This is a genomic window from Micromonospora citrea, assembly GCF_900090315.1.
GTDB lineage: Bacteria > Actinomycetota > Actinomycetes > Mycobacteriales > Micromonosporaceae > Micromonospora > Micromonospora citrea.
Map to the genome: position 1 here is coordinate 6,633,682 of NZ_FMHZ01000002.1, position 24,232 is coordinate 6,657,913.

Here is a 24,232-nt window from a genome sequence, read left to right on the forward strand (position 1 = left end):
GCGCCGGGCGGGCGGGGACGGTGGGTGGATCAGCGCACGGTCCCGTCCCACTGCCAGGTCGTCCGCCGGGGCAGCCCGGGCAGCGCGGTCCGACCGGTGCACCAGAGCAGGGTGTCCGAGGGACGGTGCCCGGTCGGCGCGTCGGGGAACAGCCGAGCCACGGCGGCGACGCTGGCCTGCTCCGGCGGCGCCCAGGTGACGCCGAGGGCGCGGGCGATGTCGTACGTGTGCGCGGTCAGCTCGACGATCCCCATCGCGGCGAACCCGGCCGGGTCGGAGTGGCCCCACGGGTGCCAGGCCCGCACCTGCCCGACGCTGTGCCGGACCGTGCCGGCCAGCAGCGTCGCGGCGATCCCGATGCCCTCCAGGCAGGCCGTGATCTCCGCCTGCGGGTCGAGCGCGGCGAACAGGGTGATGTACCTGTCGGTGGGGCGAGCGATGAGCAGGCCCGCGTATCCGACCAGGCCCAGAGCCAGATGGTCGAGGGTCTGGCGGCAGGTCCAGTCGAGACCGGCGGCGGGGACCGACCAGTCCCGGTCGGCGCCGCCGGCGAGGACCGCCCGGCACTCGTCCGACGTGGCGGAGACCAGGTCGGCCCAGGCCCGGGTGTCGCCGGGGAGCGCCGTCGTCGGTGACGCGGTCATGGTCACCTCGCCCCGGCCGACGGGCGCAGGACCGTGATCAGGCTCGCGTAGCTGTCCGCGCCGTGGCCGCCGGCCTCCGCCTTGCGCATCATGTCCCGCAGCAACTCGGGCAGCGCGTTGTCGACGCCCCGGTCGGCGGCGGCGTGGATGAGGTGCTCGATGGCCGCGATCTGGATGTCGACGGTCGCGTCGTCGCCCGGGTACCGTCCGGCGTCCACCTGACCGGCGTACCGGGTCAGGAAGGTGCCGACCGTCGCCAACCAGCGCAGCGCCACCGGCGTGAACGCCGTGGCTGGCGTCCGCTCCGCGCCGACCAGGGCGGTGCCGTGCAGCCAGCCGGTCATGGTCGACCACATCAGGCCGAGCAGCGCCACGTCGTAGAGCGAGGCCAGCCCCGGGTCGGTGCCCAGGTGCAGCGGGTCGCCCAGCGCCGCCAGGGTCGGCCGGTGAGTGGTGAAGGCCGCCTCCGCGCCAGCGAAGAGGAACATCACCTCCGGACTGCCGACTCCCGGTGGTGTCGTCATGATCGCTCCGTCGAGGTAGTCGACCCCGTGCGTCGCGGCCCAGGTGGCCGTCTCCCGGGCCTGCTCGGGCGAGCCGGAGGTGAGGTTGACCAGGGTCCGGCCGGCGAGCGCGTCGACGACCGGGTCGAGGACGGCGTGCACCGCGGCGTAGTCCCGCAGGCAGACGACGACGAGACGGCTCGCCGTGATCGCCTCCCGGGGCGTCTCCGCGACGCGGACGCCCCGGTCGGCCACGGCCCGGGCCCTGCCGGCGGACCGGTTCCAGGCCGTGACCGGGTGGCCGGTTTCCACGAGGGTGGTGGCCAGCGCCGATCCCATCTGGCCCAGCCCGACGACGGTCACCGGTGCGCGTCCGGTATCCATGTACATCTCCTTGTCCGTGGTGCTGCGGTCGATCAGGTACGCCGCAACCCTCGCAGCGTCGGACGCGCCCGGACAGTGGCACTGGTGCCGGCTGTCACCAAATTCCTGCCATAGGATCGGCGGCGTGAGCGTGGGAACCGTCGCCGTGGTGGTGACCGAGCAGATCGGGCTCCCCTCGTGGGACCTCTACGAGCTCGCCATACCGTGCACGGTCTTCGGCAAGCCGCAGCCCGACCTCGTCGACCCGTGGTACGAGCTGCGGCTCTGCGGGATGGATCCGGGGCCGGCCGACCGCCCGGCGGAGTCCGGCATCGCGATGCGCTGCCGGTACGGGCTCGACGACCTGGTCGGCGCCGACACGGTGATCGTGCCGTCGGTGCCTGACGCCTGCGTCGAGGACGGCGCGCCGCTGCCGGCGGAGCTGGTCACGGCGCTGCGCCGGGCGTACGACTCGGGCGCCCGGATGGTGTCGCTGTGCACCGGGGCCTTCGCGCTGGCCGAGGCCGGGCTGCTCGACGGCCGCCGCGCCACCGCGCACTGGATGCACACCGCGCAGCTCGCGGCGCGCTACCCGAAGGTGCTGGTCGACGACTCGGTGCTCTACGTCGACGACGGTGACGTGCTGACCAGCGCGGGGTTGACGGCCGGGCTCGACCTGTGTCTGCACCTGGTGCGTCGGGACCTAGGTGCGCACGTCGCCAACCAGCTCGCCCGGCGGATGGTGGTGCCCGCCCACCGGCCGGGCGGTCAGGCGCAGTTCATCGACCTGTCAGTGCCGGTCCGGGACGACGCGGGTCTGGCGCCCGTGCTGGAATGGGCCCGCGCCCGCCTGGACCGCCCGTTGACGGTGGAGGACCTGGCGCGTCGGGCGTCGATGAGCCCGCGCACGTTCTATCGGCGGCTACACGCGGCCACCGGCACGACACCGGTGCAGTGGCTGCTCCAGCAGCGCCTGGCCCGGGCGCAGGATCTGCTGGAGACGACCGGCCTGTCGATGGAGAAGATCGGCGAGCTGAGCGGGCTCGGCACCGCCAACAACCTCCGTCACCACTTCCTGAAGCAGGTCGGGGTGTCGCCGCGCGAATACCGGCGGGCCTTCTCCCGGACGGTGCGGCAGCCGCACGTCGCCTGACACTGCGGACGTCGGGGGTGCGGCGCCCGGTCCGACCGTGGGCACGGCGGGCCGGGCAGCGATGGGCTTGACCCGGCGCCGGACCACCGAACGGGGGCGACCGCCGGGCCGTCGGCCACGGCGCCGACGCCGCTGTGGGCCGTGCCGCCGGCGATCCACGAGGACGAGGCATGAACGGCGCACACCGCTGGTGGCCGAACGTTGACGGTTCCCGTGTGGATCGCCGGCGGCGCATCCCGCCGCTGCCGGTCGGTCCGCAGCCGGTGGCTGCGCCGCCCGGCAGCGGCGTGGCGTGGCGTGGCGTCAGAGCGCCGCGGGCTGCTCCGCGGCGGGCCTCGCGCCGTCCGCGAGCTTCAGCCAGACGACCCCCGCGATGATCACAGCCAGCCAGAACGCCCGGGTGGGAGTGAGGGACTCGTCGAAGAACACCGGGCCGAGGACGGCCGCGCCGACGGCGCCGATGCCCGCCCAGACGGCGTAGCCGATGCCGACATCGATGTTCCGCAGGGCGAGGCTGAGGCAGAAGAGCGTCAGGAGGAAGAAGACGACGGCGGAGACGGACCAGCCGATGCGGGTGAATCCTTCGCTGCCGCCGACGCTGAGCGCGTAGCCGACTTCGAACGCTCCGGCCAGGAGCAGCACGAGCCAGGCGCCGGCCTTCGTGTGGTGTCGGGCAACTGCCGCGGTCATGGAAGTGGTCCTTTCGATCGGGTCGAGGGTGTGGACGGGGCCGGCGTGAGCGCCGGCCGGTCGGTCACGCCGCTCCACTGAGCTGCAGTCCGACGACGCCGCCGATGACGACGAGGATGCCGAGGAGTTTCCGCACGCTCAGGCGCTGCCCGATGAACAGCGCGCCGACGACGACGATCCCGACCCCCGCCACGGAGGTCCAGAGCGCGTAGCCGACGCCGACGTCGAAGGTCAGCAGCGCCAGGCTGAGGAAGAAGGTCGCGATCGCGCCGCTGACGAGGGTCGCGACGGTCCACCACAGGTGGGTGAAGCCTCTCGCCTTGCTCGCCGCGAAGGCCACCGTGATCTCGAAGACGACGGCGATGCCCAGGTGGATCCAGTTCATGCTGTTCCTTTCGTTAGCGGGGAGAAGGGGTGCGCGCGCCGTCCGGTGGCGAGGAGGCGGAAGCGCTCGAACGGCTCCAGTGCCCGTGCGACAGGCAGGCGGTGCACGGGGACGGGCAGGGCGGAACGGTCGATCCGGAACGCGGGGTAGCTTCCGCGATAGTCGAATCCGTACGCCGCGACGGTGTCGGCGTCCACGGCGACGTGGACTCGCCCGACCCCGTGGTCGAGGGCGAAGCGGTAGCACAGGCCGCACGGCTCGCCCGTCGCCAGCAGCCGGGTGCCCGCCAGGTCGCCGCCGTCGCGGTCGCGCAGCGCGGCCCGCATCGCGACGATCTCGGCGTGCGCGGTCGGGTCTCCCGATTCCCGTACGAGGTTGACCCCGGGCGTCGAGACGTAGCCGTCCTCGCCGACGAGCACGCCCACGAACGGCAGGCCGCCGCCCTCGACGTGGCGGACGCCGAACTGCACCGCGTCGGCCATGAGCGACGCCAGCGCCGCGTCGGTCCAGCTCATCGCGGTGACTCCCGACCGGCCGCCTCGTCCACGGCCCTCTTCAGGCGGTTCGCGTCGAGCACCCCGGAATGGAGGCGGCCACCGATGCGGAAGCTGGGCACGGCGCGTACGCCCACCGAATCGGCCGCGTACCGTTGGTCGGCGAGTTGGCGGGAGCGTCGTGCCTCGCTCGCCAGCGAGCGTTGCACCTCGGACCGGTCGAGACCGACCGCGGCGCCGACGTCGACGATCACCTCGTCATCGCCGATGTCGCGGTCGTGCTGGAAGAACGCGCGGAACATCGCCGACGAGTACTCCCGCGCGACGCCGCGTTCCGTCGCCAGTTGCAGGGCCATGAACGCCTTGGCGGTGCGTGGCTGCGGAGAAACCGAGGGCAGGACGACGTCCACGCCGAGCCGCCGCGCCAGCGGGTGGACGGAGGCGCGCCAGACCCGTGGCAGGTAGTCGTCCTCCGGCCTCAGCGTCGGCACCGGATCGGGTCGCAGCTCGTACGGCCGGACGACGACCTCGACGTCGCGTTCGCGCTCCAGTTCCGCCACCGCGTCCTCGACGAGGAAGCAGTAGGGGCACACGTAGTCCACGAACAGCTCCACAGTGGTGGTGCTCACTCTTCCCCGCTCCGCTGCGGAACCGAGGTTGGCTGTGCATACATGTGTCGGCTTCGGGGCGGCGTCGATGGAGCCCCGACGGCTGCCGCACTCAAGTGCATGTGCATGCAAGTAAACTACCACGCTTCTCCGTCGTGGCAAGCCCGCACCGTGCACGCCCCTGAGGCCGGCCGCCGCCGGGCCGGCGGGCCCGCAGGGGCTGGTCCGGCGGCTCGATCACGAGGCGGCGGCCGGTGTGCGACGGGGTGCGCCCCAACCCTCCGCCAGCCGCGACGGATGCAGATTGCGTCCGCCGCCGTAGAACTCGAGGAACTTCATGATCAGCGGATCCCACCGGTCCGGGTCGATGTACCGGGTCGAGCCTGCCATGAGCAGGTCCTGCTCGACGTGCACCCGCACGACCTGCACGTCGATCGCGACGACGCCGGAGCCCTCCTCGCCGAACGGGTGGATCCGGTTCACCACCGCCTCGAGGTGGACCGGGCACTCCGCGACCCTGGGCGGCGCGACCTTGTCCGACGGCACGGGTGTCAGGCCCGCCGCGCCGAACTTGTCGGCCTCGTGCCGGTACCCCTTGCGGAGCTTGTGGTCGGGGACGGTCGGCGTGCCGGTCAGCAGCGCGAGCCGGTCGACGGCGCCCACGAGCCCCGCGTCCGCCAGGTTGAGCACGCATTCGCCGGTGCGGGCCAGGTTGAGCGTGGTCTGGGAGGTCTCGTCCAGGCCGAGCATGCCCGAGGACCCCACCCAGAACGCCGACGACATCGGCGCGAGGTTTGCGGAACCGTCCTCGTTGGAGGAGCTGATCAGTACGACCGGGGTGCCGAAGTAGAGCACTCGCGGTTCGGCGACGTGATGCATGATGGCGACTGTGCCAACGAAAGGCCCGCCGCCGCTGGCGGGAAACGGACGGCGAACTGGATCGATGCGCCCGCGCCCGGTGGCACCGGGACGGTCCCGTGGTCGCCGTCGGGCCGGGTCCGACCGGTGGTTGGCGCGACCGGTCGGCGATGCCGTCGAAGGGTGGTGTCGACCGAACGGCCTCCCGCCGACCGTTGAATCTGACGCAACGATCGTGGCGCACACCCGTCTTGATCGTCTCCTGGCGCTCGCGGAGAGTAGTTGGCGTCACCCCCGCACAAAGCGCAAAGGACATCGACGTGACGCACCGCAAGATCGTGGCCGGGCTGTTCATCTCCGCCGACGGCGTGGTCGGCGCCCCCGAGCAGTGGACCTTCCAGCACATGGACGACCAGGCGGCGACGGCCATCGGCGGGCTGATCGCCGACGCCGACACGATGCTGTTGGGCCGGCGCACCTACGAGGAGTTCGCCGGCTACTGGGCCAGCCAGACCGGTCCGATGGCCGACGCCATGAACGGGATCCGCAAGATCGTGGCGTCCACCACCCTGACCGCGCCCGACTGGGCCAACAGCGAGGTCCTCGACGGCGACCTGGTGCGGCGGCTGACCGAACTCAGGCAGCAGCCGGGCCGCAACATCAACATCTCCGGCAGCATCCGGGTCGTCCGCACCCTGCTCGAGGCCGGGCTGATCGACGACCTGCACCTGATGGTGTTCCCCGTCGCGCTCGGCGAGGGGATGCGGCTGTTCCCCGAGCAGGGCAAGCGGATCGACATGACGCTCGAAGGCGCCACGACGTTCCGCACCGGCGTGGTCCACCTGCACTACCGGATCGGAGGCTGACCCCATGTCCTTCCAGGCGTACCTCGACGCGATCGAGGACAAGACCGGCAAGACCCCGCGCGCCCTGGTCGACGAGGCCGTACAGCGCGGCCACCACGCCGCCGACGTCAAGGCCGGCGTCATCGTCGACTGGCTCAAGAACGACTACGGCCTCGGCCGCGGCCACGCGATGGCCCTGGTCCACGTCATCAGGAACGGGCCGAAGATCAGTGCCAAGCACGTCGGTTCCGCCGGTTCGCACCGGGACGCCACCGACACCCTCTGGCTCGACGGCAAGGCGACCCGGCCGACCTGACCCCCCGTCGCGGCGCGGGCCTGCCGGGGCGGGCGACCCGACCCGGCAGGCCGCCGAGATCGCCGCGCGGAGGGCGGCGCGCCGGGCGACCGCCGAGGCCGTACCTCCGCGGGGCGGCGCCGTCGTGGTCCACCGCCGCCGCCACCCACGCGGCCCGCCCGTCGCGACGCAGGGTCCTCGGCACATCGACGCAACGCTTATCCTGTGCCCCGACCGCACCACCGGAAGGGATCGCATGCCGTCGCGGCAGGACCAGCTGCACTCGTACCAGTTCACCGTCCAGCGGGCGGTCGCCGCCCTGGTGATGCGGGAGACCGACCCGGCGCAGTCGCCGTTCCGGCGGTTGGCCGGCGCGGCCCTGGCCAGCGTCCTGGTCGCGGCCATCGGCCTGGGCGGCTTCGCGCTCTACGGCCTCTTCGCCGGCGGCGGCAAGACGTGGCGCGACCCGGGCGCGGTGATCGTGGAGAAGGAGTCCGGCGCGCGGTTCGTCTACCGGGAGCAGAAGCTGCACCCCGTGCTCAACTACGCCTCCGCTCTGCTGATCATCGGCGCGGACCGGCCGAAGACCGTGCTCGTCTCCCGCCGGGCCATCGACGGCGTGCCGCGTGGGCTGCCGCTGGGCATCGCCGACGCCCCCGACTCGCTACCCGCCCGGGGCCGGCTCTCCACGGCGCCGTGGACGGTCTGTTCGGTGGCCTCCCCCGGCGAGGACCGGTCGGCGCCGCGGTCGGCGCTGCTCATCGGCGCGGCCGGCACCGGCGGCCGGGCCCTCGGCGAGGACGCCCTGCTGCTGCGCGATCCCGACGGCGGGCTGCACCTGGTCTGGCACCAGCGGCGGCACCTCCTGCGCGATCCCAACCGGGTGCTCGCCGCCCTGGCGGCCACCCGGGCCCGGGCGGTTCCGGTGGCGCCCGCACTGCTCAACAGCCTGCCGGCCGGCGCCGACCTGGCCCCGCTGGCCCTGCCCGGCGAGGGGGAGCCGTCGGCCCGGGTGGACCGGGCGCGGATCGGCGACGTCTACCTGGTGCGCAACTCCGGCGGCGGCCGGCAGTACGCCGTCGCGCTGCGCGACGGCCTGGCCGGCATCACCGAGTTGCAGGCCGGCCTGCTGCTCGCCCGCACCGGCCAGGGCGAGCCGGAGCCGATCACCCTCGGGCGCTTCGCCGCGCTGCCCAAGCTGCCCGACCTCGCGCCGACCGGGCCGACCGCCCCGCCGACCGCGCCGCCCCGACTGGCCGCGCCCGAGGGGGCCGCGCTCTGCGTGCGGGTCGGCGACGACGGGGCGAGCGAGGTCACGCTCGGCGTACGCCTGCCCGACCTCGCCGCCGCGCCGCGCACCGCGCCCTCGTCGACCGGCGACGGGGTGCGGGCCGACCACGTCGTGGTGGAGCCGGGCCGGGGCGCCGTGGTCGAGTCGGTCGCGGCGCCCGACGCTTCCGGCGGCGCGATCTCCGTGGTCACCGACCTGGGCCGGCGGTACGTGCTCGCCAGCGGCGAGGTGCTCGGCATGCTGGGCTACCGCGACGTGCGGCCGGTGCGGCTGCCGGCCAGCCTGGTCAGCCTGGTGCCCGCCGGCGCGACCCTCGACCCCGCCGCCGCGCGCGTCGTCGCCACCCCCGCCTGACCCCGCCGGGCGCGGCGCGGCCGTCCAGGTCGGCGCGGCCGGTCACCGTCGGTCCCGGCGGTGCGGCGGAGGCGGCGGGCGCGGCTCAGCCGGCGGGGCGGCGCAGCACGGTGACGGCGAAGTCGGCGTCGTCGTGCCAGCGGCGCAGGTCCCAGGTGGCGAAGCGGTGTTCCAGCCGCAGCCCGGCGGCGACGGCGTCGGCGTCGAACTCCGTGAGCGGGTAGCCGCGGTCGGTGCCGAAGCCCACCGCCACCACGCCGTCGGGGCGCAGGTGGGTGGCGACCCGGCGGAGCACCTCCCGTTCGGTGCCGGGCGCGACGAAGGCCAGCACGTTGCCGGCGATCACGGCGGCGTCGAAGGGCTCCGGTTCGCCGGCCGCCGCCAGGTCCAGCTCCGCCAGGTCGGCCACCAGCCACCGCGGGCCCGGGTGGTCGGCGCGGGCGGCGTCGACCAGCGCCGGGTCGGCGTCCACGCCGACGACCGTGTGCCCGCGCGCGGCCAGCGCCGCGCCCACCCGGCCGGTGCCGCTGCCCGCGTCGAGGATCCGGGAGCCCGGCGGGACCAGGGCGTCCAGCAGACGGGCCTCGCCGGCCAGGTCCGCCCCCTCGGCGGCCAGCCGGCGGAACCGGTCGATGTACCACTGCGAGTGCTCCGGACCGGTCTCGGTCACCCAACGGGTCGGCTTTCCCATGCCGTCACCGTAGCCGGATCACCGCCGGCCCTCCGGCGGAGGGCGCGCCCACGCCGCGCCCGGCGGGGCGACGGGTGCCCGGGACGGGGACGACGCGCGGTCCCGGCGCGAGGACCCAGGCGATCGGGCGAGGCGGCGCCGGACGGGTCGGGCGCGTCCGCCCGGCTGCGCGACGAGGGTCAGGTCAGCGCGAGGAAGACGGCGGCGGTGAGCGGGGCGGCCGTGGGCGCGTCGCCGGGGCGGATTCCGGTGGCGGGGGAGGCTTCCACCGGGACATCCTTGGCCGGCGGGCGCCGGGCGGCAGTCCCGCCCCGCCTCACCCCTTCTCGGCGCCGCTGGTGAGCCCCTCCGTGAGCAGCCGCTCGCTGGCGAAGAAGAGGATCACGATAGGCAGGGTCAGGATCACCGAGCCCGCCATCAGCACCGTCTTCGGCACCTCGACACCGTCCGCCAGCTGCGCCAGCCCGAGCGACACCGTCCACCGGTTCGGCTTGTCGACCAGGAAGAGCAGGGCGAAGAGGAACTCGTTCCAGGCGATCATGAAGTCGTACAGGGCGACCGCCATGACCGACGGCGCGGCGAGGGGGAGGCTGACCCGGCGGATGATGCCGAGCCGCCCGGCGCCGTCGATGGCCGCCGACTCCTCCAGGCTGACGGGAATGGTCTCGAAGTAGTTGCGCAGCATGTAGACCGAGACCGGCAGGGTCTGCGAGATGTAGACCAGCACCAGGCCGAACAGGGAGCCGCGCAGCCCCGCCCGGGTGAAGACCACGAAGAGCGGGATGGCGATGACGATCGACGGGAAGAGGTAGACCGCCAGGAAGAGGAAGTCGACCTGCCGCCGGCCGAAGAACCGCAGCCGGGCGACCGCGTACGCGCCGGGGATCGCCACGAGCAGCGTCAACAGGGTCGCCGCGACGGCGACCAGGCCGCTGTTGCGCATGAAGGTCAGGAAACCCTGGCCGCCGTCGTCGACGGCCTTGACCACCTCGGCGTACGTGTCGAAGGTCAGCTCGCCCAGGCCCACCACCAGCGAGCCGGGGTCGAGCAGCAGCCGCTCGATGGGCCGCACCGAGAGCACCAGCATGTAGTAGAAGGGGAAGACGGTGACCAGCAGGAACGCGGCGATCACCAGCCGGCGCAGCCAGCGCAGGCCCACCGTCTCGATCCGGTCCCGGTCCATCAGTCGACCCTCCGTCCACCGAAGAAGCGCAGGTACACCAGCACGAACACGATCAGCACCACGGCGAGCACGACGGCCTGCGCCGCCGCCGCGCCGATGTCGGTCCGCGCGGTGAGGAACTCGTAGACCCGGACGCTGACCACCTCGGTGCCGGCGGCCCCGCCGGTGAGCAGATAGACGTCGTCGAACTTGTTGAACGTCATGATGAAGCGCAGCACCCCCAGCAGGCCGATCACCGGCAGCAGCTGCGGCAGCAGGATGTGCCGGAACCGCTGGGTGGGCGTGGCCCCGTCGACCCGGGCCGCCTCCTCCAACTCGCCCGGCACCGCCTGGAGCCGGGCGAGCAGGAACAGGAACGCGAACGGGAAGTAGCGCCACGCCTCGAACGCGACGACCGTGGCCAGGGCGGTCGACTCCTGCGAGAGGAACGGCACCGGGGTGTCCCAGCCGAGGAGGCGCCGGCCCCAGTCGTTGACGATGCCGAACTGCGGGTCGAGCATCACCTGCCAGACGAAGGTGACCGCGACCACCGGCGCCACGTACGGCAGCAGCATCGACGCGCGCACCAGGGTGCGACCCCGGAACGGCCGGCGTACGACCAGCGCCGCCACCAGGCCGAGCACGATCGACCCGGCGGTGCTGGCCACGGCGTAGACGAGCGTGGTCCACAGCGTGTCGGCGAAGCCGGGGGTGTTCAGCACCCGCTCGACGTTGTCCATCGTGAACTCGCCGAACAGCCCGGTGCGCCGCAGCGTGGCCAGACGTACGCGCTGGAAGGCCAGCACGACGGTCCAGACGATGGGGATGCCGATGACCGCGACCACGACGAGCAGGGTCGGCGCGACCAGCGCGAGCCCGGCGCGGGCCTCGCGGCGGCGCAGGGTCAGCGGGCGGCGACGGGGGGCCGGGGCCGGCCGCTCCCGGGCGGGGGAGCGGCCGGTGCCCGGTGGGGCGGTGGTCAATTGACGCCCGCCTTGATCGCCGCCACGTCCTTCTTCGCCCGGCCGGCGGCCGCCGCGGCGTCGGTCCTGCCGGCCACCACGTCGTTCAGTGCCTTCGGCACGGGCAGCTCGCCGAGGATCGCGCCGACCAGCTTGCCCTGGCCCTGGGTGAGGCCCCACCGCTGGAACGTGTCGGGGCTGCGCCGCAGGCCGGCGAGCACCTCCTCGCCGTAGACCTCGGCGAGCGGCTTCTTGGCGTCAACCCCGGCCTGGCTGGCGTTCCAGGCGGTGAGGAACTTCTCCGGCTCGGCCGTGGTGCCCTTGCGGACGGGGAAGCGCCCCTCGGGCGACATGCCGAACCAGCGCGGGTACGCCTCGTCGAGCATGTGCTCCACGAAGGACCTCGCCGGGTCGGCGGCGGCGCCGTCGAGCACCGCCCACGAGCTGATCTCGCCGTACTGGGCCGGGGCGGCACCGTTCGGGCCCTTGATCGCGGTGACGAAGCCGCTGTTCCTGGCGAGGAACGCCGGGTCGGACTGGCACTGCGGGCAGGTCGGCCTGGCGTCGTTGCGCAGCCCGGCCAGCTCGTCGAGGATGAACGGCGACCAGATCAGCATGGCCGCCTTGCCGGCGAAGTAGGTGGCCCGCGTGGTGTCCACGTCCTGCGCGCCCTTCACCGAGCTGGTGCGCATCAGGTCGCCGTAGAACCGGAACGCCTCGACGCACTCGGGGGAGTCCAGCCGCACGGCCCCGGAGTCGTCGGTGAGTTGGCAGTTGTTGGCCAGCGCCAGGTGTTCGAAGGTCTGCTGGGTGAACACGTCGCCGGGGGCCGTGGCGGCGGTGATGCCGGCGACGCCGCCGGTGTTGAGCCTCGCCGCGGCGGCGGCGATCCTCTCGTACGTGTCGGGGGCGGGCAGCCCGGCCGCGTCGAAGAGGTCCTTGCGGTAGACGAGGAGCTGGCCCCAGCCGTCGCTGGGTACGGCGAGCTGCCTGCCGTCCTCCGCCGTCAGCTCCAGGGCGCGCGGCGAGAAGGTCTGCCGGCCCAGCGCCTCGACGACCTCCCCGTTCGCCGAGGGGTGCAGCAGTTCGTTGCCGGCGAGGGTGCGCACTCCGGCCAGCGACACCGAGCCCACCACGTCGGGCAGCTCGCCCGCGGCGGCGCTGGAGGCGATCAGCGAGGGGAACTGGTCCTCGTTGACGGTGACGAGGTCGACCGTGACGCCGGTCTTCGCGGTGAAGTCCGCGACGATCGCCTTGGTGGCGGTGACCCGGTCCGCCACGTCCTCCAGGCTCCACACGGTGATCTTCCTGCTGTCGCTGTCGGAATCTTCGTCGCCGCAGGCCAGCAGGCCGGCCCCGGTGACTGCCATGATCAGGGTGGCGGCGAGTATCCGCATCGGAGGTGCTGACATCGATGGCACTCCTCTCGAAGGGTATACAAGGGATTCAACGCCTTCGATTGATCAATTACAAGACATATGCCGATTTTTTGCCTACGATGGAACCCAGTGCTACCGGGATGTGACTCATGGTCAACTGGGTTGTCTCACTCGCCGGGCCCCGACGGATCAGCCTCGAGCCCTGCCCCCCGGATCCGCTCGGCCCCGGTCAGGTCCGCGTCCGCACCTGCTACTCCGGCATCTCGGCGGGCACCGAGCTCACCCTCTACCGGGGCAGCAATCCCCGGCTGAGCAAGGACTGGGACGACGTCAGCCGGATGTTCGTGCCCCGGCAGAGTGCCGTCCCGTACCCGCTGGTGGGCTTCGGCTACGAGGAGGTCGGCGAGGTCGTCGAGGTCGCGCCCGACGTGACCGACCGGCGGGCCGGGCAGGTCGTCTGGGGCATCTGGGGGCACCGCGCCGAGGCGGTCGTGGCCGCCGACACGGTGCACCCGCTGCCCGCCGGGCTCGATCCGCTCGCGGCCGTCTTCGCCCGCCCCGGGGCGATCGCCCTCACCGCGGTGCTCGCCGGCGACCTGCACCTCGGCGACTGGGTCGGGGTCTTCGGGCAGGGCGTCATCGGGTTGCTCGCCACCCGGCTCGCCGCCCTCTCCGGCGCCCGGGTGGTCGCCGTCGACCGGGTGCCCGCCCGGCTGGCGCACGCCACCCGACTCGGCGCCCGCGTCGCCGTGGACGCGGGCACCGAGTCGGCGGCGGCCGTGCTGCGCCGGGCCACCGGCGGCCGGGGCGCGGACGTCTGTCTGGAACTGTCCGGGGCGTACCCGGCACTGCACGAGGCGATCCGCGCCACCACCCACGCCGGCCGCGTCGTGGCCGCCGGCTTCTACCAGGGGCAGGCCGACGGGCTGGGCCTGGGTGAGGAGTTCCACCACAACCGGATCCAGCTGGTGGCGGCCCAGGTCTCCGGGCCGACCCCGGCGCCCGGCATGGCCGGCCGGTGGACCGGGGCCCGCGTCGCACACACCTTCATGGACCTGGTGGCCGAGGGCAGCGTCGACCCGCTGCCGCTGGTGAGCCACGTCGTGGACGCCAGCGCGGTGGCCGACGCGCTGGCGCTGCTCGACCGCGGTGACGGTGACGCCCTCCAAGTGGTGCTGAGGTTCTAGATGACGATCCCGCTGGCCTGTCAGGAGCAGCTCCTGCCGGGCACCGACCTGATCCAGAAGTACGCGCTGGCCACAACGCTCGGCTACGACGCGATCGAGCTGCGCGGCTCCGGCGACCTCGGCCTCGCCCGCCGGCTGCCCGAGCTGCGCCGGGCCCGCGCCGCCGGGGTGGTGATGCCCACCGTCTGCGTCGAGATGGACCACTTCATCGGCGACTTCGATCCCGAGCGGTCCCGCGACGCGGTACGCAACCTGCGCTCCCAGCTCTCGGTCATCGCCGAGCTGGGCGGTGTCGGGGCGATGACCCCGGCCGCGTGGGGGATGTTCTCCCGGCGGCTGCCGCCGTTCGAGCCGCCCCGCTCGCCCGCCGGCGACCGGCAGGTGCTCGTCGACGCCCTGGGCGAGCTGGGCGAGCACGCCCGCGCCGAGGGGGTCGCCCTCTTCCTGGAACCGCTCAACCGGTACGAGGACCACATGGTCAACCGGCTCGACGACGCCGTCGCCCTCTGCGCGGCCGTCGGGCTGCCCTCGGTGCGGGTGGTGGCCGACACCTTCCACATGAACATCGAGGAGGACGACGTGCACCGGGCGCTGCGCGCCGCCGCGCCGTACCTCGGGCACGTGCAGGTCAGCGACTCCAACCGGTTCCAGCCCGGCGCGGGCCACCTCGACTGGCCGGCGCTGGTGCGTACCCTGCTGGAGATCGACTACCGGGGCTGGTTGGCGCTGGAGTGCCGGCTGCGCGGCGACCCCGTCCGCGCCCTGCACCAGGCCGCCGCCGTGCTGCGGCACGCGCAGCCCCGACAGGCGGCGGCATGAGCACCGGAACCGCCGACGCCGGGCGGGCCGGCACCGCCGCAGGCGGTCCGGGCGGCGGACGGGGCGGCGCGTCGGGCGCGGAGCCCGCGGCCGGCCTCCGGGACGCGGGGGCGCTGCGCCGGCTCGCCGTGGCCACCCTCGACGGCAACTGGGAGCACGACCACACCGTGCCCTCGCGCACCCTCTACCCGCACCAGTGGAGCTGGGACTCCGCGTTCAGCGCGATCGGCTGGGCCCACGTCCGTCCCGACCGCTCCTGGCGGGAGCTGGCCAGCCTGTTCCGGGCGCAGTGGGTCGACGGCCGGGTGCCGCACATCGTGTTCAACCCGGCGCTGCGGGTCGGCTCCTACTTCCCGGGGCCGGAGTTCTGGGACTCGGCCAGCGCCGACGGCGCCCCGACGGCCGCCACGTCCGGGCTGATCCAGCCTCCGGTGCACGCGCCGGCCGCGTTGCTGGCGTACCGCCGGTGCCCCTCCGAGCGGGCGCGGGCCGCGCTGCGCCGGCTCTATCCCCGACTGGTCGCGCAACAGCGCTACCTCGCCACCCGGCGGGACGTGGGCGGGGGCGGGCTGGCCTGCGTCGTGCACCCGTGGGAGTCCGGGCTGGACAACAGCCCGGCCTGGGACGCGTCGATGGCGGCGGTGCCGGCCGACGCCGCCGTCATGCGTGCGTACCGCCGGCACGACACCGCGCACGCCGACGCCGCGCACCGCCCCACGGACCTCGACTACGCGCGCTACGTCGCGATCGTGGCGGCCTACCGCGCGCGACGCTACCGTGACGACGACCTCGCCGCCCGGCACCCGTTCCTGGTGGAGTGCCCGCTGGTCAACGCGGCCCTGGGGGCGGCCGAGCACGCCCTCGCCCGGATCGCGCCGCTGGTCGGTGCGGACCCGGGCCCGCACCGGGAGCGCGCCGCCCGGATCACCGAGGCGCTGGTGCGCCGGCTCTACGACCCCGCGACCGGCACCTTCCGGCCCCGGGACCTGCGCGCCGACCGCCTCGTGCCGGCCCGGACGGTGCTCGGCCTGGCCCCGCTGATCCTGCCCGACCTGCCCGCGCCGCAGGTGTCGGCGCTGGTCGCCGAGGCGTGCTCGCCGCGGTTCGGGCTGGCCGCCCGGATGGAGCGACCGCTGCCCAGCCACGACCGCACGGCCCCGGACTTCGAGCCGCTGCGCTACTGGCGCGGCCCGAGCTGGATGAACGTCAACTGGCTGGTGCGCCGGGGGCTGCTCACCCACGGCCGCCCCGACCTGGCCGCCGGCCTGCGCGACTCGATGATCGAGCTGGTGGCGCGCGCCGGCTGCCACGAGTACTTCCACCCCGACACCGGGGCCGGGCTGGGCTCGCCGGCCTTCGGCTGGACGGCCGCGCTGCTGCTCGACGTCCTCGCCGACGATTCGGCCGGCTGAGCCCTGCCGTGCCGCCGGTCAGCCCGCCGGGATCAGCTCCCGCAGCAGCCGTTCCACCCGGGCCCGGATCTCGTCGCGGATCGGGCGGACGGCCTCGACGTCCTGGCCGGCCGGGTCGGCCAGCTTCCAGTCCTCGTAGCGCTTGCCGGGAAAGACCGGGCAGGCGTCGCCGCAGCCCATGGTGACGATGACGTCGGAGGACTCGGCGGTGGCGTACTCCAGCAGCTTCGGGGACTGGTCGCTGATGTCGACACCGACCTCCCGCATCGCCTCGACGGCGGCCGGGTTGACGGTCCCGGCCGGCGCCGAACCGGCGGAACGCACCTCGACGGCGTCGCCCGCGAGGTGGCGCAGCCAGCCGGCGGCCATCTGCGAGCGGCCGGCGTTGTGCACGCAGACGAACAGGACACTGGGCTTGTCGCTCACGGCGGTGTTCCCTCTCAACGCGGGGCGGGTTCGGTCGGCCGGCCCGGTGCCGGCGACGGGAAGAAGCGGCGGCGCGCCCACAGCGAGACGTAGACGAGGGCGACCAGGACCGGCACCTCGATCAGCGGCCCGACCACGCCCGCCAGGGCCTGCCCGGAGGTGACCCCGAAGGTGCCGATCGCGACGGCGATGGCGAGCTCGAAGTTGTTGCCGGCGGCGGTGAAGGCGAGCGTCGTGGTGCGTGCGTAGCCGAGGCCGACCGCCCGGCCGAGGAGGTAGGAGCCGGCCCACATCACGGCGAAGTAGACCAGCAGCGGCAGGGCGATGCGTACCACGTCCAGCGGGCGGTCGGTGATCGCCTCGCCCTGCAGGGCGAACAGGACGACGATGGTGAACAGCAGCCCGTGGAGCGCCGTCGGGCCGATTCTCGGCAGGAACCGGCGCTCGTACCAGTCGCGGCCCCGGGCCCGCTCGCCGAGGCGACGGCTGAGGTAGCCGGCCAGCAGCGGGATGCCGAGGAAGATCAGCACGTTGGCCGCGATGTCCCAGCCGGAGACGGCCAGCGCGGCGCCCTCCAGCCCCAGCCAGTCCGGCAGGACGGCGAGATAGAACCAGCCGAGCAGGCCGAACGCGAGCACCTGGAACACGGAGTTCAGCGCGACGAGCACCGCGGCGGCCTCCCGGTCGCCGCAGGCCAGGTCGTTCCAGATGATCACCATGGCGATGCAGCGGGCCAGCCCGACGATGATCAGCCCGGTGCGGTACTCCGGCTGGTCGGCCAGGAAGACCCAGGCCAGGGCGAACATCAGCGCGGGCCCGACGAGCCAGTTCAGCAGCAGCGAGGAGACCAGCAGCCGCCGGTCGCCGGTGACCGTGTCGAGGCGGTCGTAGCGGACCTTGGCCAGCACCGGGTACATCATGACCAGCAGGCCGAGGGCGATCGGCAGCGAGATGCCGCCGACCTGCACCGCGTCGAGCGCGGTGTCCAGGCCCGGCACCAGCCGGCCGAGCAGGAGGCCGGCGGCCATCGCGAGGCCGATCCAGACCGGCAGGAAGCGGTCGAGGCGGGACAGGCGTCCCACCACGGTGGCGGCGGCCGGATCGTCGAGGGTGGTGGTGCTCACGGGGCTCCCGTTCGGGTCGTGGGTGTCGGCGTGTCGGTGGCGGGTCACGGCGACGTCGCGGGGGTGACGGCGGGGACGAGCCGGTCGACCCGGGCCTCCAGCTCGGCGTACGCCGCCTCGAAGGCCTCGTCGGTGTCGACGCGGGCGGGGTCCGGCACCGACCAGTGCAGCCGCGGTCGGAGCGGGCCGGTGAGGTCCTCGTGGGCGTTGTCGCAGACGGCGACGACCAGGTCCTCGGGGCGGACGACGTCGTCGACGTGGGCGGTGCCGGCCGCGGCGAGGCGCAGGCCGTGGCGGCGGGCCACCGCGACGGCGCGCGGGTGCACCCGGGGCGCCGGGGTGGTGCCCGCCGAGGCGGTCGGGACGTGCGTGCGCCGCGTCCACAGGGCGGCGGCGAGCTGGGAGCGGGCGGAGTTGTGGGTGCAGACGAAGACCACCCGGCGCGCCTCGTCCAGCGGCGGCGGGGTCAGCGTCGCCAGCGCGTCCGGGCGCAGCCGCAGGTAGCTGCGGCGCCGGTCGCCCTCGGACCGCGAGCGGGCGACCAGGCCGGCGTCGGTGAGCACCCTGACGTGGTGGGCGACGAGGTTGGTGGTCAGGCGCAGCGCCTGCGCGATCTCGCCGGGGGAGGCGTCGCCCAGCAGCAGCGCGTCGACGATCGCGAGGCGCGCCGGTTCGCCGAGGGCGGCATGGATCCGGGCGCGCGCCGCCAGGGAAGCTTCAATGTCCATTGACTCAACAATTGCTGAGCTATCTGACGGATGTCAAGCGGCGGTGTCGCGTCGCACTCCCGCCGGGCCGCCCCGGCCCGTGCAGCAGAGGGCTGGTGGGGCCGGCGCGTCCCGCGCGGGCCGGCGGAGCGCCCGGGGAAGGCCCGGGTCAGCAGCAGGTCAGCAGGTAGGCGCGCAGGTCCGCCAGGGCGGCGAGCACCCCGTCGCGGTCCGCCCGGTAGTACACCGTCTTGCCGGCGCGCCGCGAGGTCACCACCCGGCCGCGACGCAGCAGGGTGAGCTGTTGCGACGCCGTGGCCTGGCTGATTCCCGCCCGCTCGGCCACCTCGCCGACGGACAGCTCGGCGCCCTGCGCGAAGAGCATCATGATCCGCTGCCGGGTCGGGCTGCCCAGGGCCCTGAGGAACTCCTGGGTGGCCGGCCCCAGCCCGCTCTCGGGGCCGGCGGACGGATCGGTCGCCGGGGTGGGCGTCGCCTGGTCCATGCCCCAAGCCTTCCGTACCATCATCATATTGTCATTCAACGAAAAGCCAATATGATGCTCGGGTGACCATCCCTTCCGAACCCGTGATCATCGTGGGCGGCGGCCAGTCGGGGCTCGCCGCCGCCCGCGCGGCCCTGGCCGCCCGGCTCCGCCCCGTCGTTCTGCACGCCGGGGCCGAGCCCGTCGGCTCCTGGCCCGACTACTACGACAGCCTCACCCTGTTCTCGCCCGCCCGGCACAGCGCCCTGCCGGGCCTCGCCTTCGGCGGGGCGGATCCCGACCGCTACCCGACCCGGGACGAGGTCGTCGACTACCTCCGCCGGTACGCCGACGGCACCGACGCCGAGATCCGCTCCGGCGTGCGCGTCACGGCGGTGCACGCGCGCCCCGGCGGCGGCTACCTCGTACGCACCGACGCCGGGGACGAGATCGCCGCGGCGGGCCTGGTGGCCGCCAGTGGCTCCTTCGGCAACCCGTACGTGCCCACCCTGCCCGGTCGGCGCGACTACGCCGGCGAGCTGCGGCACGTCGCCTCCTACCGGCGCCCCGAGCCGTACGCGGGCCGGCGGGTGGTGGTCGTCGGCGCGGGCAACTCCGCCGTGCAGGTCGCCCACGAGTTGGCTGCCCGGTCCACCGTCACCCTCGCCACCCGAGGGCCGGTCCGTTACCTGCCGCAGCGGGTCCGGGGTCGGGACCTGCACCACTGGCTCGACGTCACCGGCGCGGACCGGCTGCCCCGGCGGCTGATCGCACCCCTCGTCCGGCGTCCGGGCGTGCTGGACGACGGCACGTACCGCGCGGCCATCGCCGCCGGTCTGCTCGACCGTCGGGACATGTTCACCGCCTTCACCCCGGAGGGCGTCGTCTGGGCCGACGGCGTCGTCGAGCCGGTCGACGCGGTGATCTTCGCCACCGGGTACCGGCCGGCCCTGGGCTATCTCGCCCCGCTGGGCGTGCCGCGGGCGCGGGGCGGCGTGTCCACGTCCCATCCCGGCCTGGTGTACCTCGGGCTGGAGTTCCAGCGTTCGTTCGCGTCCAACACGCTGCGCGGGGTGGGCCGCGACGCCGCCCACGTGGTCGCGGCGCTGGCCGGGCGGTTGTCCGGCGCGGGCCGTCGGTCAGGCGCGGGCGGCGCGGCGCGCCGGGCGCGGGTGCGCGGCGTCTGACGGGGCCGCCCGCCGCCACCCGAGGTGGGGCGTGGGTCGGCCGGCGGTCACCGGTCGGGGGCCGGGTCCGCGGTGGGCGTGGGTCGACCGAGGGTCACCGGTCGGGGGCCGGGTCCACGGTCAGCAGGGCGGCGAGCTGGCGCAGGACGGCGGGACGGGCCCGGTAGTAGACCCAGGTGCCCCGGCGCTCGGCGTCCACCAGGCCCACCTCGCGCAGCGTCCGCAGGTGGTGCGAGATGGTCGGACCGCTGACGTCGAAGGCGGGCGTGAGGTCGCAGACGCACGCCTCTCCGCCGTCGGCCGACGCGATCATCGACATCAGGCGCAGCCGGATCGGGTCGCCGAGGGCCTTGAACGCCGGGGCCAGTACGACCGCGGTCTGTGCCGGGACCGGCCGGCGGGCCAGCGGCGGGCAGCAGGGGGTGTCGGCGGAGAGGTCGACCGGACCCGGGGTGGTCGCTTGCTTCGACATGCCCCTAGGTTGACATCCGTCTAATCAACCTGCAACTCTCTGATTAGACGGTCGTCGAGACAGGGTCGGCGCCGGTCGCCTGGTAGGGTCAATCGTCTATCGGCGATGAGCGATGATGGGGGTGCGGGGTGAGCGGTCTACTGGATCGGGCGACGGCGCTGACGTACGCCTCCTGGTTCCGGGCGCTGGCCGACCCGACCCGGGTGCAGATCGTGGAGTACCTGGCCCGGCAGGGCCGCCCGATGAGCGTCGGGGAGTTGGTGGCGGCGGTCGGCCTGGCCCAGTCCACCGTCTCCCAGCACCTCAAGATCCTTGCCGAGGTGCGGTTCGTGCTGGTGGAGTCGGTCGGCACCGCCCGCCACTACCGCGTCAACGACGCGTGCGTCGGCTGCTTCCCGTCGGCCGCCGACGTGGTCATGGGCCGCCCGGCCCCGAGCCCGAACGGAGCGTGCTGATGACCGAGGTCGGTGTCCGACCGATGCGCCCCGACGACGCCGCCCAGGTCCTGCGCATCTACCAGGCGGGCCTGGACGGCGGCGACGCCAGCTTCGAGACCGCCGCCCCCGCCTGGGCGGCCTTCGACGCCGGCCGGCTGCCCGGGCACCGGTTCGTGGCGGCCGACGGTGCCGACGCGGTGCTCGGCTGGGTCGCCGTCTCGCCGGTCTCGGCCCGGGCGGTCTACGCCGGCGTGGTCGAGCACTCGGTCTACGTCGACCCGGCGGCCCGGGGGCGCGGGGTTGCCCGGCTGCTGCTCGACACGCTGATCGCCTCGACCGAGGCCGCCGGGATCTGGACCGTCCAGTCCGGTGTGTTCCCGGAGAACACGGCCAGCCTCGCGCTGCACGAGCGGGCCGGGTTCCGGGTGGTCGGGGTGCGGGAACGGGTCGGCCGGCACCACGGCCGCTGGCGGGACGTCGTCCTGCTGGAACGGCGCAGCGCCGTCGTCGACTGATCCGCCCCGCCGGGTCGTCGTCGCCGGGTCTCCGTCGGCACGTTTGTTTCGAAATTCATCAAGACAGGAGATGGTGATGGACAGTCTTCCCGTGGTGGTCGTCGGCGCCGGGCCGGTCGGCCTCGCCGCCGCCGCGCACCTGCACGAGCGCGGCCTCGCGTTCACCGTCCTGGAGGCCGGCGCCGACGCCGGCGCGGCCGTCCGCCAGTGGGGCCACGTGCGGGTCTTCTCTCCGTGGCGCTACAACCTCGACTCGGCCGCCCGCGCCCTGCTCGACCGGGCCGGCTGGGTCGCCCCCGACCCCGACGCCCTGCCCACCGGGGCGGAGCTGGTCGCCGACTACCTCCAGCCGCTCGCCGAGTCGCCACAGCTCAAGCCGCACGTGCGCTACGGCGCCCGGGTGGTCGCCATCAGCCGGCTCGGGCTGGACCGGCTGCGTACCGCCGGCCGGGACCGCGCCCCGTTCCTGCTCCGGCTCGCCGACGGCGAGGAACTGCTCGCCCGGGCCGTCATCGACGCCTCCGGCACCTGGGGCACCCCGAACGTGCTGGGCGCCTCGGGCCTGCCGGCGCGGGGTGAGGCCGAGGCCGCCGCCCACCTGGAGCACGCGCTGCCCGACGTCCTCGGCGCCGACCGGGAACGCTTCGCCGGCCGGCACACCCTCGTCGTGGGTGCCGGCCACTCCGCCGCCAACACCCTGCTGTCGCTGGCCGAACTCGCCGCCGAGGCGCCGGGCACGGCCGTCACCTGGGCGATCCGCTCGACGAGCCCGGCGCGCACGTACGGGGGCGGCGACGCCGACGCGCTGCCGGCCCGTGGCGCCCTGGGCAGCCGGCTGCGCGCGCACGTCGACGCCGGCCGGATCCGGCTGCTGACGGGGTTCAACGTGCACGCCCTCAGCCCGGTCGACGGCCGGGTCGCCGTGGTCGTCCGGGCCGCCGGCGGCGTCGAGGATTCGGTCGTGGTCGACCGCATCGTGGCCGCCACCGGCTTCCGCCCCGACCACTCCATCGCCGCCGAGCTGCGGCTGGACCTCGACCCGGTGCTGGGCGCCACCCGGGCGCTCGCCCCGCTGATCGACCCCAACGAGCACTCGTGCGGCACCGTGCCCCCGCACGGCGTGGACCAGCTCGCCCACCCCGAGACCGGCTACTACGCGGTGGGGATGAAGAGCTACGGCCGGGCCCCGACCTTCCTCATGGCCACCGGCTACGAGCAGGTCCGGTCGGTGGTGGCGGCGCTGGCGGGGGACTGGGACGCCGCCCGCGACGTGCGGTTGGAGCTGCCGGAGACCGGAGTGTGCAACAGCAACCCCGCCGACTCGGCGAGCGGGGACGACTGCTGCGGCACCGCCCCGGCCCCGCGGTCGGCCGGACGGGGGCTCGCCACCGGCGTCGCCGGCGGGCTGCTCGCCGCGCCGGTCGAGTTGCTCCCCCTCGGCGGTGCCGCCGGCGGTGGCCAGACCGGCGGCTGCTGCGCCGGCTGATGCGCCTCGACGCGGCGGCGCCCGCCGGCCTCCGGGTCGGCGGGCGCCGTGCCTCCACCGGCGGGCGGCGGATGGTCGCCGCCCTCGCGGTCACCCAGACCGTCGGCTACGGCACCCTCTACTACGCCTTCGCGGTCCTGCTGGCCCCGATGTCGGGGTCGCTCGGGGCGTCCACCACCGCCGTGACCGGCGCGCTCACCGCGTCCGTGCTCGCCAGCGCGCTCGCCGCCGTGCCCGTCGGCCGGTGGCTCGACCGGCACGGCGGGCGCGGCCTGATGACCGTCGGCTCCCTCGCCGCGACCGGCCTCGTCCTGGCCTGGTCACAGGTGCACGCTCTCTGGCAGTTGTACGCGGTGATGATCGGCGTCGGCGTCGCCGGCGCGATGGTCCTCTACGAGCCCGCGTTCGCCGTCATCGTCTCCCGCTTCGCCCCGCCCCGCCGCGACGACGCCCTGCTCGCCGTCACCGTGGTGGCCGGTTTCGCCAGCACGGTCTTCCTGCCGCTCACCGGCCTGCTCGTCGACCGCCTCGACTGGCGGACCGCCCTGGTCGTCCTCGCCGTGGTGCACGGGGCGACCACCGTCCCGCTGCACGCCGCCGCGCTGCGCGTGCCGGCGTGCCGGCCACCCGCCGACGGCGCCCGGGTTCCGCCCGGCCGGTCGCGGAGCGCCCGGACGCGCGCGATCCGGGACCCACGGCTCTGGATCATCGCCGGCGCCCTCGTCGCCCACGGCGCGGCCACCAGCACGATGACGGTGCACCTGGTCGGCTACCTGGTCGACCGGGGACATCCCGCCACCTTCGCCGCGACCGCCGCCGGCCTGCTCGGCGTCCTCTCGGTCACCGGCCGACTCGTGCTCGCCGGCGCGCGCCGTCGGCTGCCGGTGACCGGGATCGTCGCCACGATCTTCGCCCTGCAGGCCGTCGCCGTGCTCGCCCTGCCCGCCGTGGCCGGCAACCGCGTCGGGGCGGTCCTCGGGGTCGTCGGCTTCGGCCTCGGGTTCGGCGTCGCCAGCCTGGCCACCCCGGCGTTGCTGGCCGACCGGTACGGCACCGCCGCGTACGCCGGCGTCGCCGGCCTGCTCGCCGCGCCTGTCACCGCCGCCAGGGCCACCGCCCCCCTCGCGGCGGCGGCCCTGCTGCACGCCGTCGGGTACGGGCCGCTGCTCGCCGCCGTCGCCGGCTGCTGCGCCCTCGCCGCCGTCGGGATGCTGGTGCGGTCGGCTGCGCCCCCGCCCGAGGCGTCGTTTGCCCAGGCCGCGCCGGGGTAAGCGCGGGGCCGGTGACGACAGGAGGCGC

The 24,232-nt window shown here is 74.5% G+C and carries 28 protein-coding genes; 12 read left to right on the plus strand and 16 right to left on the minus strand.

Features of this window, described 5'->3' with window-relative positions:
* Positions 1-29 precede the first annotated feature (29 nt).
* Both GA0070606_RS29410 and GA0070606_RS29415 read right to left on the minus strand, forming a co-directional pair.
* Positions 30-644, minus strand: a complete 615-nt coding sequence (locus GA0070606_RS29410; RefSeq protein ID WP_091106457.1) for a maleylpyruvate isomerase mycothiol-dependent enzyme family protein — start codon at positions 642-644, stop codon at positions 30-32.
* A gap of 2 nt (positions 645-646) precedes the next feature.
* Positions 647-1,531, minus strand: a complete 885-nt coding sequence (locus GA0070606_RS29415; RefSeq protein WP_091106458.1) for an NAD(P)-dependent oxidoreductase — start codon at positions 1,529-1,531, stop codon at positions 647-649.
* A gap of 124 nt (positions 1,532-1,655) precedes the next feature.
* Here GA0070606_RS29415 and GA0070606_RS29420 point away from each other — a divergent pair, with 124 nt between their 5' ends.
* Positions 1,656-2,663 carry a GlxA family transcriptional regulator gene (locus GA0070606_RS29420; RefSeq protein WP_425413074.1) on the plus strand — a complete coding sequence of 336 codons (1,008 nt, stop codon included), beginning with the start codon at positions 1,656-1,658 and terminating at the stop codon, positions 2,661-2,663.
* Between the two features lie 303 nt (positions 2,664-2,966).
* On the opposite strand, the gene GA0070606_RS29425 is transcribed toward GA0070606_RS29420, so the two are convergent.
* The 5 genes from GA0070606_RS29425 to GA0070606_RS29445 form a co-directional block, all read right to left on the minus strand.
* Complete coding sequence (locus GA0070606_RS29425; protein WP_091106459.1) at positions 2,967-3,353, minus strand: DMT family transporter; 387 nt, start codon at positions 3,351-3,353, stop codon at positions 2,967-2,969.
* 64 nt (positions 3,354-3,417) lie between these two features.
* Positions 3,418-3,738 carry a DMT family transporter gene (locus GA0070606_RS29430; RefSeq protein ID WP_091106460.1) on the minus strand — a complete coding sequence of 107 codons (321 nt, stop codon included), beginning with the start codon at positions 3,736-3,738 and terminating at the stop codon, positions 3,418-3,420.
* Positions 3,735-4,253, minus strand: coding sequence for a tRNA-specific adenosine deaminase (locus tag GA0070606_RS29435; RefSeq protein ID WP_091106461.1), 519 nt, complete (start codon positions 4,251-4,253; stop codon positions 3,735-3,737). Before GA0070606_RS29435 ends, GA0070606_RS29430 begins: the two co-directional genes overlap by 4 nt.
* Positions 4,250-4,861: a DsbA family oxidoreductase gene (locus GA0070606_RS29440; protein ID WP_245724862.1), complete on the minus strand. Its 612-nt coding sequence runs from the start codon at positions 4,859-4,861 to the stop codon at positions 4,250-4,252. The genes GA0070606_RS29435 and GA0070606_RS29440 overlap by 4 nt, the downstream gene beginning before the upstream one ends.
* Positions 4,862-5,077: 216 nt before the next feature.
* On the minus strand, positions 5,078-5,719 hold the full coding sequence (locus GA0070606_RS29445; protein WP_091106462.1) for a flavin reductase family protein: 642 nt from the start codon (positions 5,717-5,719) through the stop codon (positions 5,078-5,080).
* Positions 5,720-6,018: 299 nt separating this feature from the next.
* Between GA0070606_RS29445 and GA0070606_RS29450 the strand changes: the two genes are divergently transcribed.
* The 3 genes from GA0070606_RS29450 (at position 6,019) to eccB (ending at position 8,483) form a co-directional block, all read left to right on the plus strand.
* A complete protein-coding gene (locus tag GA0070606_RS29450) occupies positions 6,019-6,564 on the plus strand; it encodes a dihydrofolate reductase family protein (RefSeq protein ID WP_245724863.1) in 546 nt (181 codons plus the stop codon).
* Between the two features lie 4 nt (positions 6,565-6,568).
* Positions 6,569-6,859 carry a DUF4287 domain-containing protein gene (locus GA0070606_RS29455; protein ID WP_091106463.1) on the plus strand — a complete coding sequence of 97 codons (291 nt, stop codon included), beginning with the start codon at positions 6,569-6,571 and terminating at the stop codon, positions 6,857-6,859.
* Between the two features lie 235 nt (positions 6,860-7,094).
* Positions 7,095-8,483 (plus strand): type VII secretion protein EccB, encoded by a 1,389-nt coding sequence (gene eccB, locus GA0070606_RS29460; RefSeq protein ID WP_091106464.1) that lies wholly within the window; start codon positions 7,095-7,097, stop codon positions 8,481-8,483.
* 85 nt (positions 8,484-8,568) lie between these two features.
* On the opposite strand, the gene GA0070606_RS29465 is transcribed toward eccB, so the two are convergent.
* The 4 genes from GA0070606_RS29465 to GA0070606_RS29480 form a co-directional block, all read right to left on the minus strand.
* Positions 8,569-9,174 carry a class I SAM-dependent methyltransferase gene (locus tag GA0070606_RS29465; protein ID WP_091106465.1) on the minus strand — a complete coding sequence of 202 codons (606 nt, stop codon included), beginning with the start codon at positions 9,172-9,174 and terminating at the stop codon, positions 8,569-8,571.
* A 316-nt stretch (positions 9,175-9,490) separates the two neighbouring features.
* On the minus strand, positions 9,491-10,357 hold the full coding sequence (locus GA0070606_RS29470; RefSeq protein WP_091106466.1) for a carbohydrate ABC transporter permease: 867 nt from the start codon (positions 10,355-10,357) through the stop codon (positions 9,491-9,493).
* Positions 10,357-11,319 carry a carbohydrate ABC transporter permease gene (locus GA0070606_RS29475; RefSeq protein ID WP_091106467.1) on the minus strand — a complete coding sequence of 321 codons (963 nt, stop codon included), beginning with the start codon at positions 11,317-11,319 and terminating at the stop codon, positions 10,357-10,359. The genes GA0070606_RS29470 and GA0070606_RS29475 overlap by 1 nt, the downstream gene beginning before the upstream one ends.
* Positions 11,316-12,710, minus strand: coding sequence for an ABC transporter substrate-binding protein (locus GA0070606_RS29480; RefSeq protein WP_091106468.1), 1,395 nt, complete (start codon positions 12,708-12,710; stop codon positions 11,316-11,318). Before GA0070606_RS29480 ends, GA0070606_RS29475 begins: the two co-directional genes overlap by 4 nt.
* A gap of 116 nt (positions 12,711-12,826) precedes the next feature.
* Here GA0070606_RS29480 and GA0070606_RS29485 point away from each other — a divergent pair, with 116 nt between their 5' ends.
* From GA0070606_RS29485 to GA0070606_RS29495, 3 genes are read left to right on the plus strand one after another with little or no spacing between them, the layout of a single operon-like run.
* Positions 12,827-13,864, plus strand: a complete 1,038-nt coding sequence (locus tag GA0070606_RS29485; RefSeq protein ID WP_091106469.1) for a zinc-dependent alcohol dehydrogenase — start codon at positions 12,827-12,829, stop codon at positions 13,862-13,864.
* Positions 13,865-14,683 carry a sugar phosphate isomerase/epimerase family protein gene (locus GA0070606_RS29490; protein ID WP_091106470.1) on the plus strand — a complete coding sequence of 273 codons (819 nt, stop codon included), beginning with the start codon at positions 13,865-13,867 and terminating at the stop codon, positions 14,681-14,683.
* Complete coding sequence (locus GA0070606_RS29495; RefSeq protein WP_245724864.1) at positions 14,680-16,095, plus strand: MGH1-like glycoside hydrolase domain-containing protein; 1,416 nt, start codon at positions 14,680-14,682, stop codon at positions 16,093-16,095. Before GA0070606_RS29490 ends, GA0070606_RS29495 begins: the two co-directional genes overlap by 4 nt.
* A gap of 18 nt (positions 16,096-16,113) precedes the next feature.
* Here GA0070606_RS29495 and GA0070606_RS29500 read toward each other — a convergent pair whose 3' ends face one another.
* The 4 genes from GA0070606_RS29500 to GA0070606_RS29515 all read right to left on the minus strand — a co-directional run bounded on the left by GA0070606_RS29500 (position 16,114) and on the right by GA0070606_RS29515 (position 18,857).
* Positions 16,114-16,521, minus strand: a complete 408-nt coding sequence (locus tag GA0070606_RS29500; RefSeq protein ID WP_091108362.1) for an arsenate reductase ArsC — start codon at positions 16,519-16,521, stop codon at positions 16,114-16,116.
* 14 nt (positions 16,522-16,535) lie between these two features.
* Complete coding sequence (gene arsB, locus GA0070606_RS29505; protein ID WP_091108364.1) at positions 16,536-17,645, minus strand: ACR3 family arsenite efflux transporter; 1,110 nt, start codon at positions 17,643-17,645, stop codon at positions 16,536-16,538.
* 44 nt (positions 17,646-17,689) lie between these two features.
* Positions 17,690-18,373 carry an arsenate reductase/protein-tyrosine-phosphatase family protein gene (locus tag GA0070606_RS29510; RefSeq protein WP_091106471.1) on the minus strand — a complete coding sequence of 228 codons (684 nt, stop codon included), beginning with the start codon at positions 18,371-18,373 and terminating at the stop codon, positions 17,690-17,692.
* 148 nt (positions 18,374-18,521) lie between these two features.
* Positions 18,522-18,857, minus strand: a complete 336-nt coding sequence (locus GA0070606_RS29515) for an ArsR/SmtB family transcription factor (RefSeq protein ID WP_091106472.1) — start codon at positions 18,855-18,857, stop codon at positions 18,522-18,524.
* 62 nt (positions 18,858-18,919) lie between these two features.
* On the opposite strand from GA0070606_RS29515, the gene GA0070606_RS29520 reads away from it, so the two are divergent.
* Positions 18,920-20,023 carry a flavin-containing monooxygenase gene (locus GA0070606_RS29520; protein WP_218106091.1) on the plus strand — a complete coding sequence of 368 codons (1,104 nt, stop codon included), beginning with the start codon at positions 18,920-18,922 and terminating at the stop codon, positions 20,021-20,023.
* A 94-nt stretch (positions 20,024-20,117) separates the two neighbouring features.
* Here GA0070606_RS29520 and GA0070606_RS29525 read toward each other — a convergent pair whose 3' ends face one another.
* Positions 20,118-20,495: an ArsR/SmtB family transcription factor gene (locus tag GA0070606_RS29525; RefSeq protein WP_091106473.1), complete on the minus strand. Its 378-nt coding sequence runs from the start codon at positions 20,493-20,495 to the stop codon at positions 20,118-20,120.
* 128 nt (positions 20,496-20,623) lie between these two features.
* Here GA0070606_RS29525 and GA0070606_RS29530 point away from each other — a divergent pair, with 128 nt between their 5' ends.
* The 4 genes from GA0070606_RS29530 (at position 20,624) to GA0070606_RS29545 (ending at position 24,204) form a co-directional block, all read left to right on the plus strand.
* Positions 20,624-20,950 (plus strand): ArsR/SmtB family transcription factor, encoded by a 327-nt coding sequence (locus GA0070606_RS29530; RefSeq protein WP_091106474.1) that lies wholly within the window; start codon positions 20,624-20,626, stop codon positions 20,948-20,950.
* Complete coding sequence (locus GA0070606_RS29535) at positions 20,950-21,447, plus strand: GNAT family N-acetyltransferase (RefSeq protein ID WP_091108368.1); 498 nt, start codon at positions 20,950-20,952, stop codon at positions 21,445-21,447. The genes GA0070606_RS29530 and GA0070606_RS29535 overlap by 1 nt, the downstream gene beginning before the upstream one ends.
* Before the next feature lie 76 nt (positions 21,448-21,523).
* Positions 21,524-22,933 carry an FAD-dependent oxidoreductase gene (locus tag GA0070606_RS29540; protein ID WP_245724865.1) on the plus strand — a complete coding sequence of 470 codons (1,410 nt, stop codon included), beginning with the start codon at positions 21,524-21,526 and terminating at the stop codon, positions 22,931-22,933.
* Positions 22,933-24,204, plus strand: coding sequence for an MFS transporter (locus GA0070606_RS29545; protein WP_218106092.1), 1,272 nt, complete (start codon positions 22,933-22,935; stop codon positions 24,202-24,204). Before GA0070606_RS29540 ends, GA0070606_RS29545 begins: the two co-directional genes overlap by 1 nt.
* Positions 24,205-24,232 lie beyond the last annotated feature (28 nt).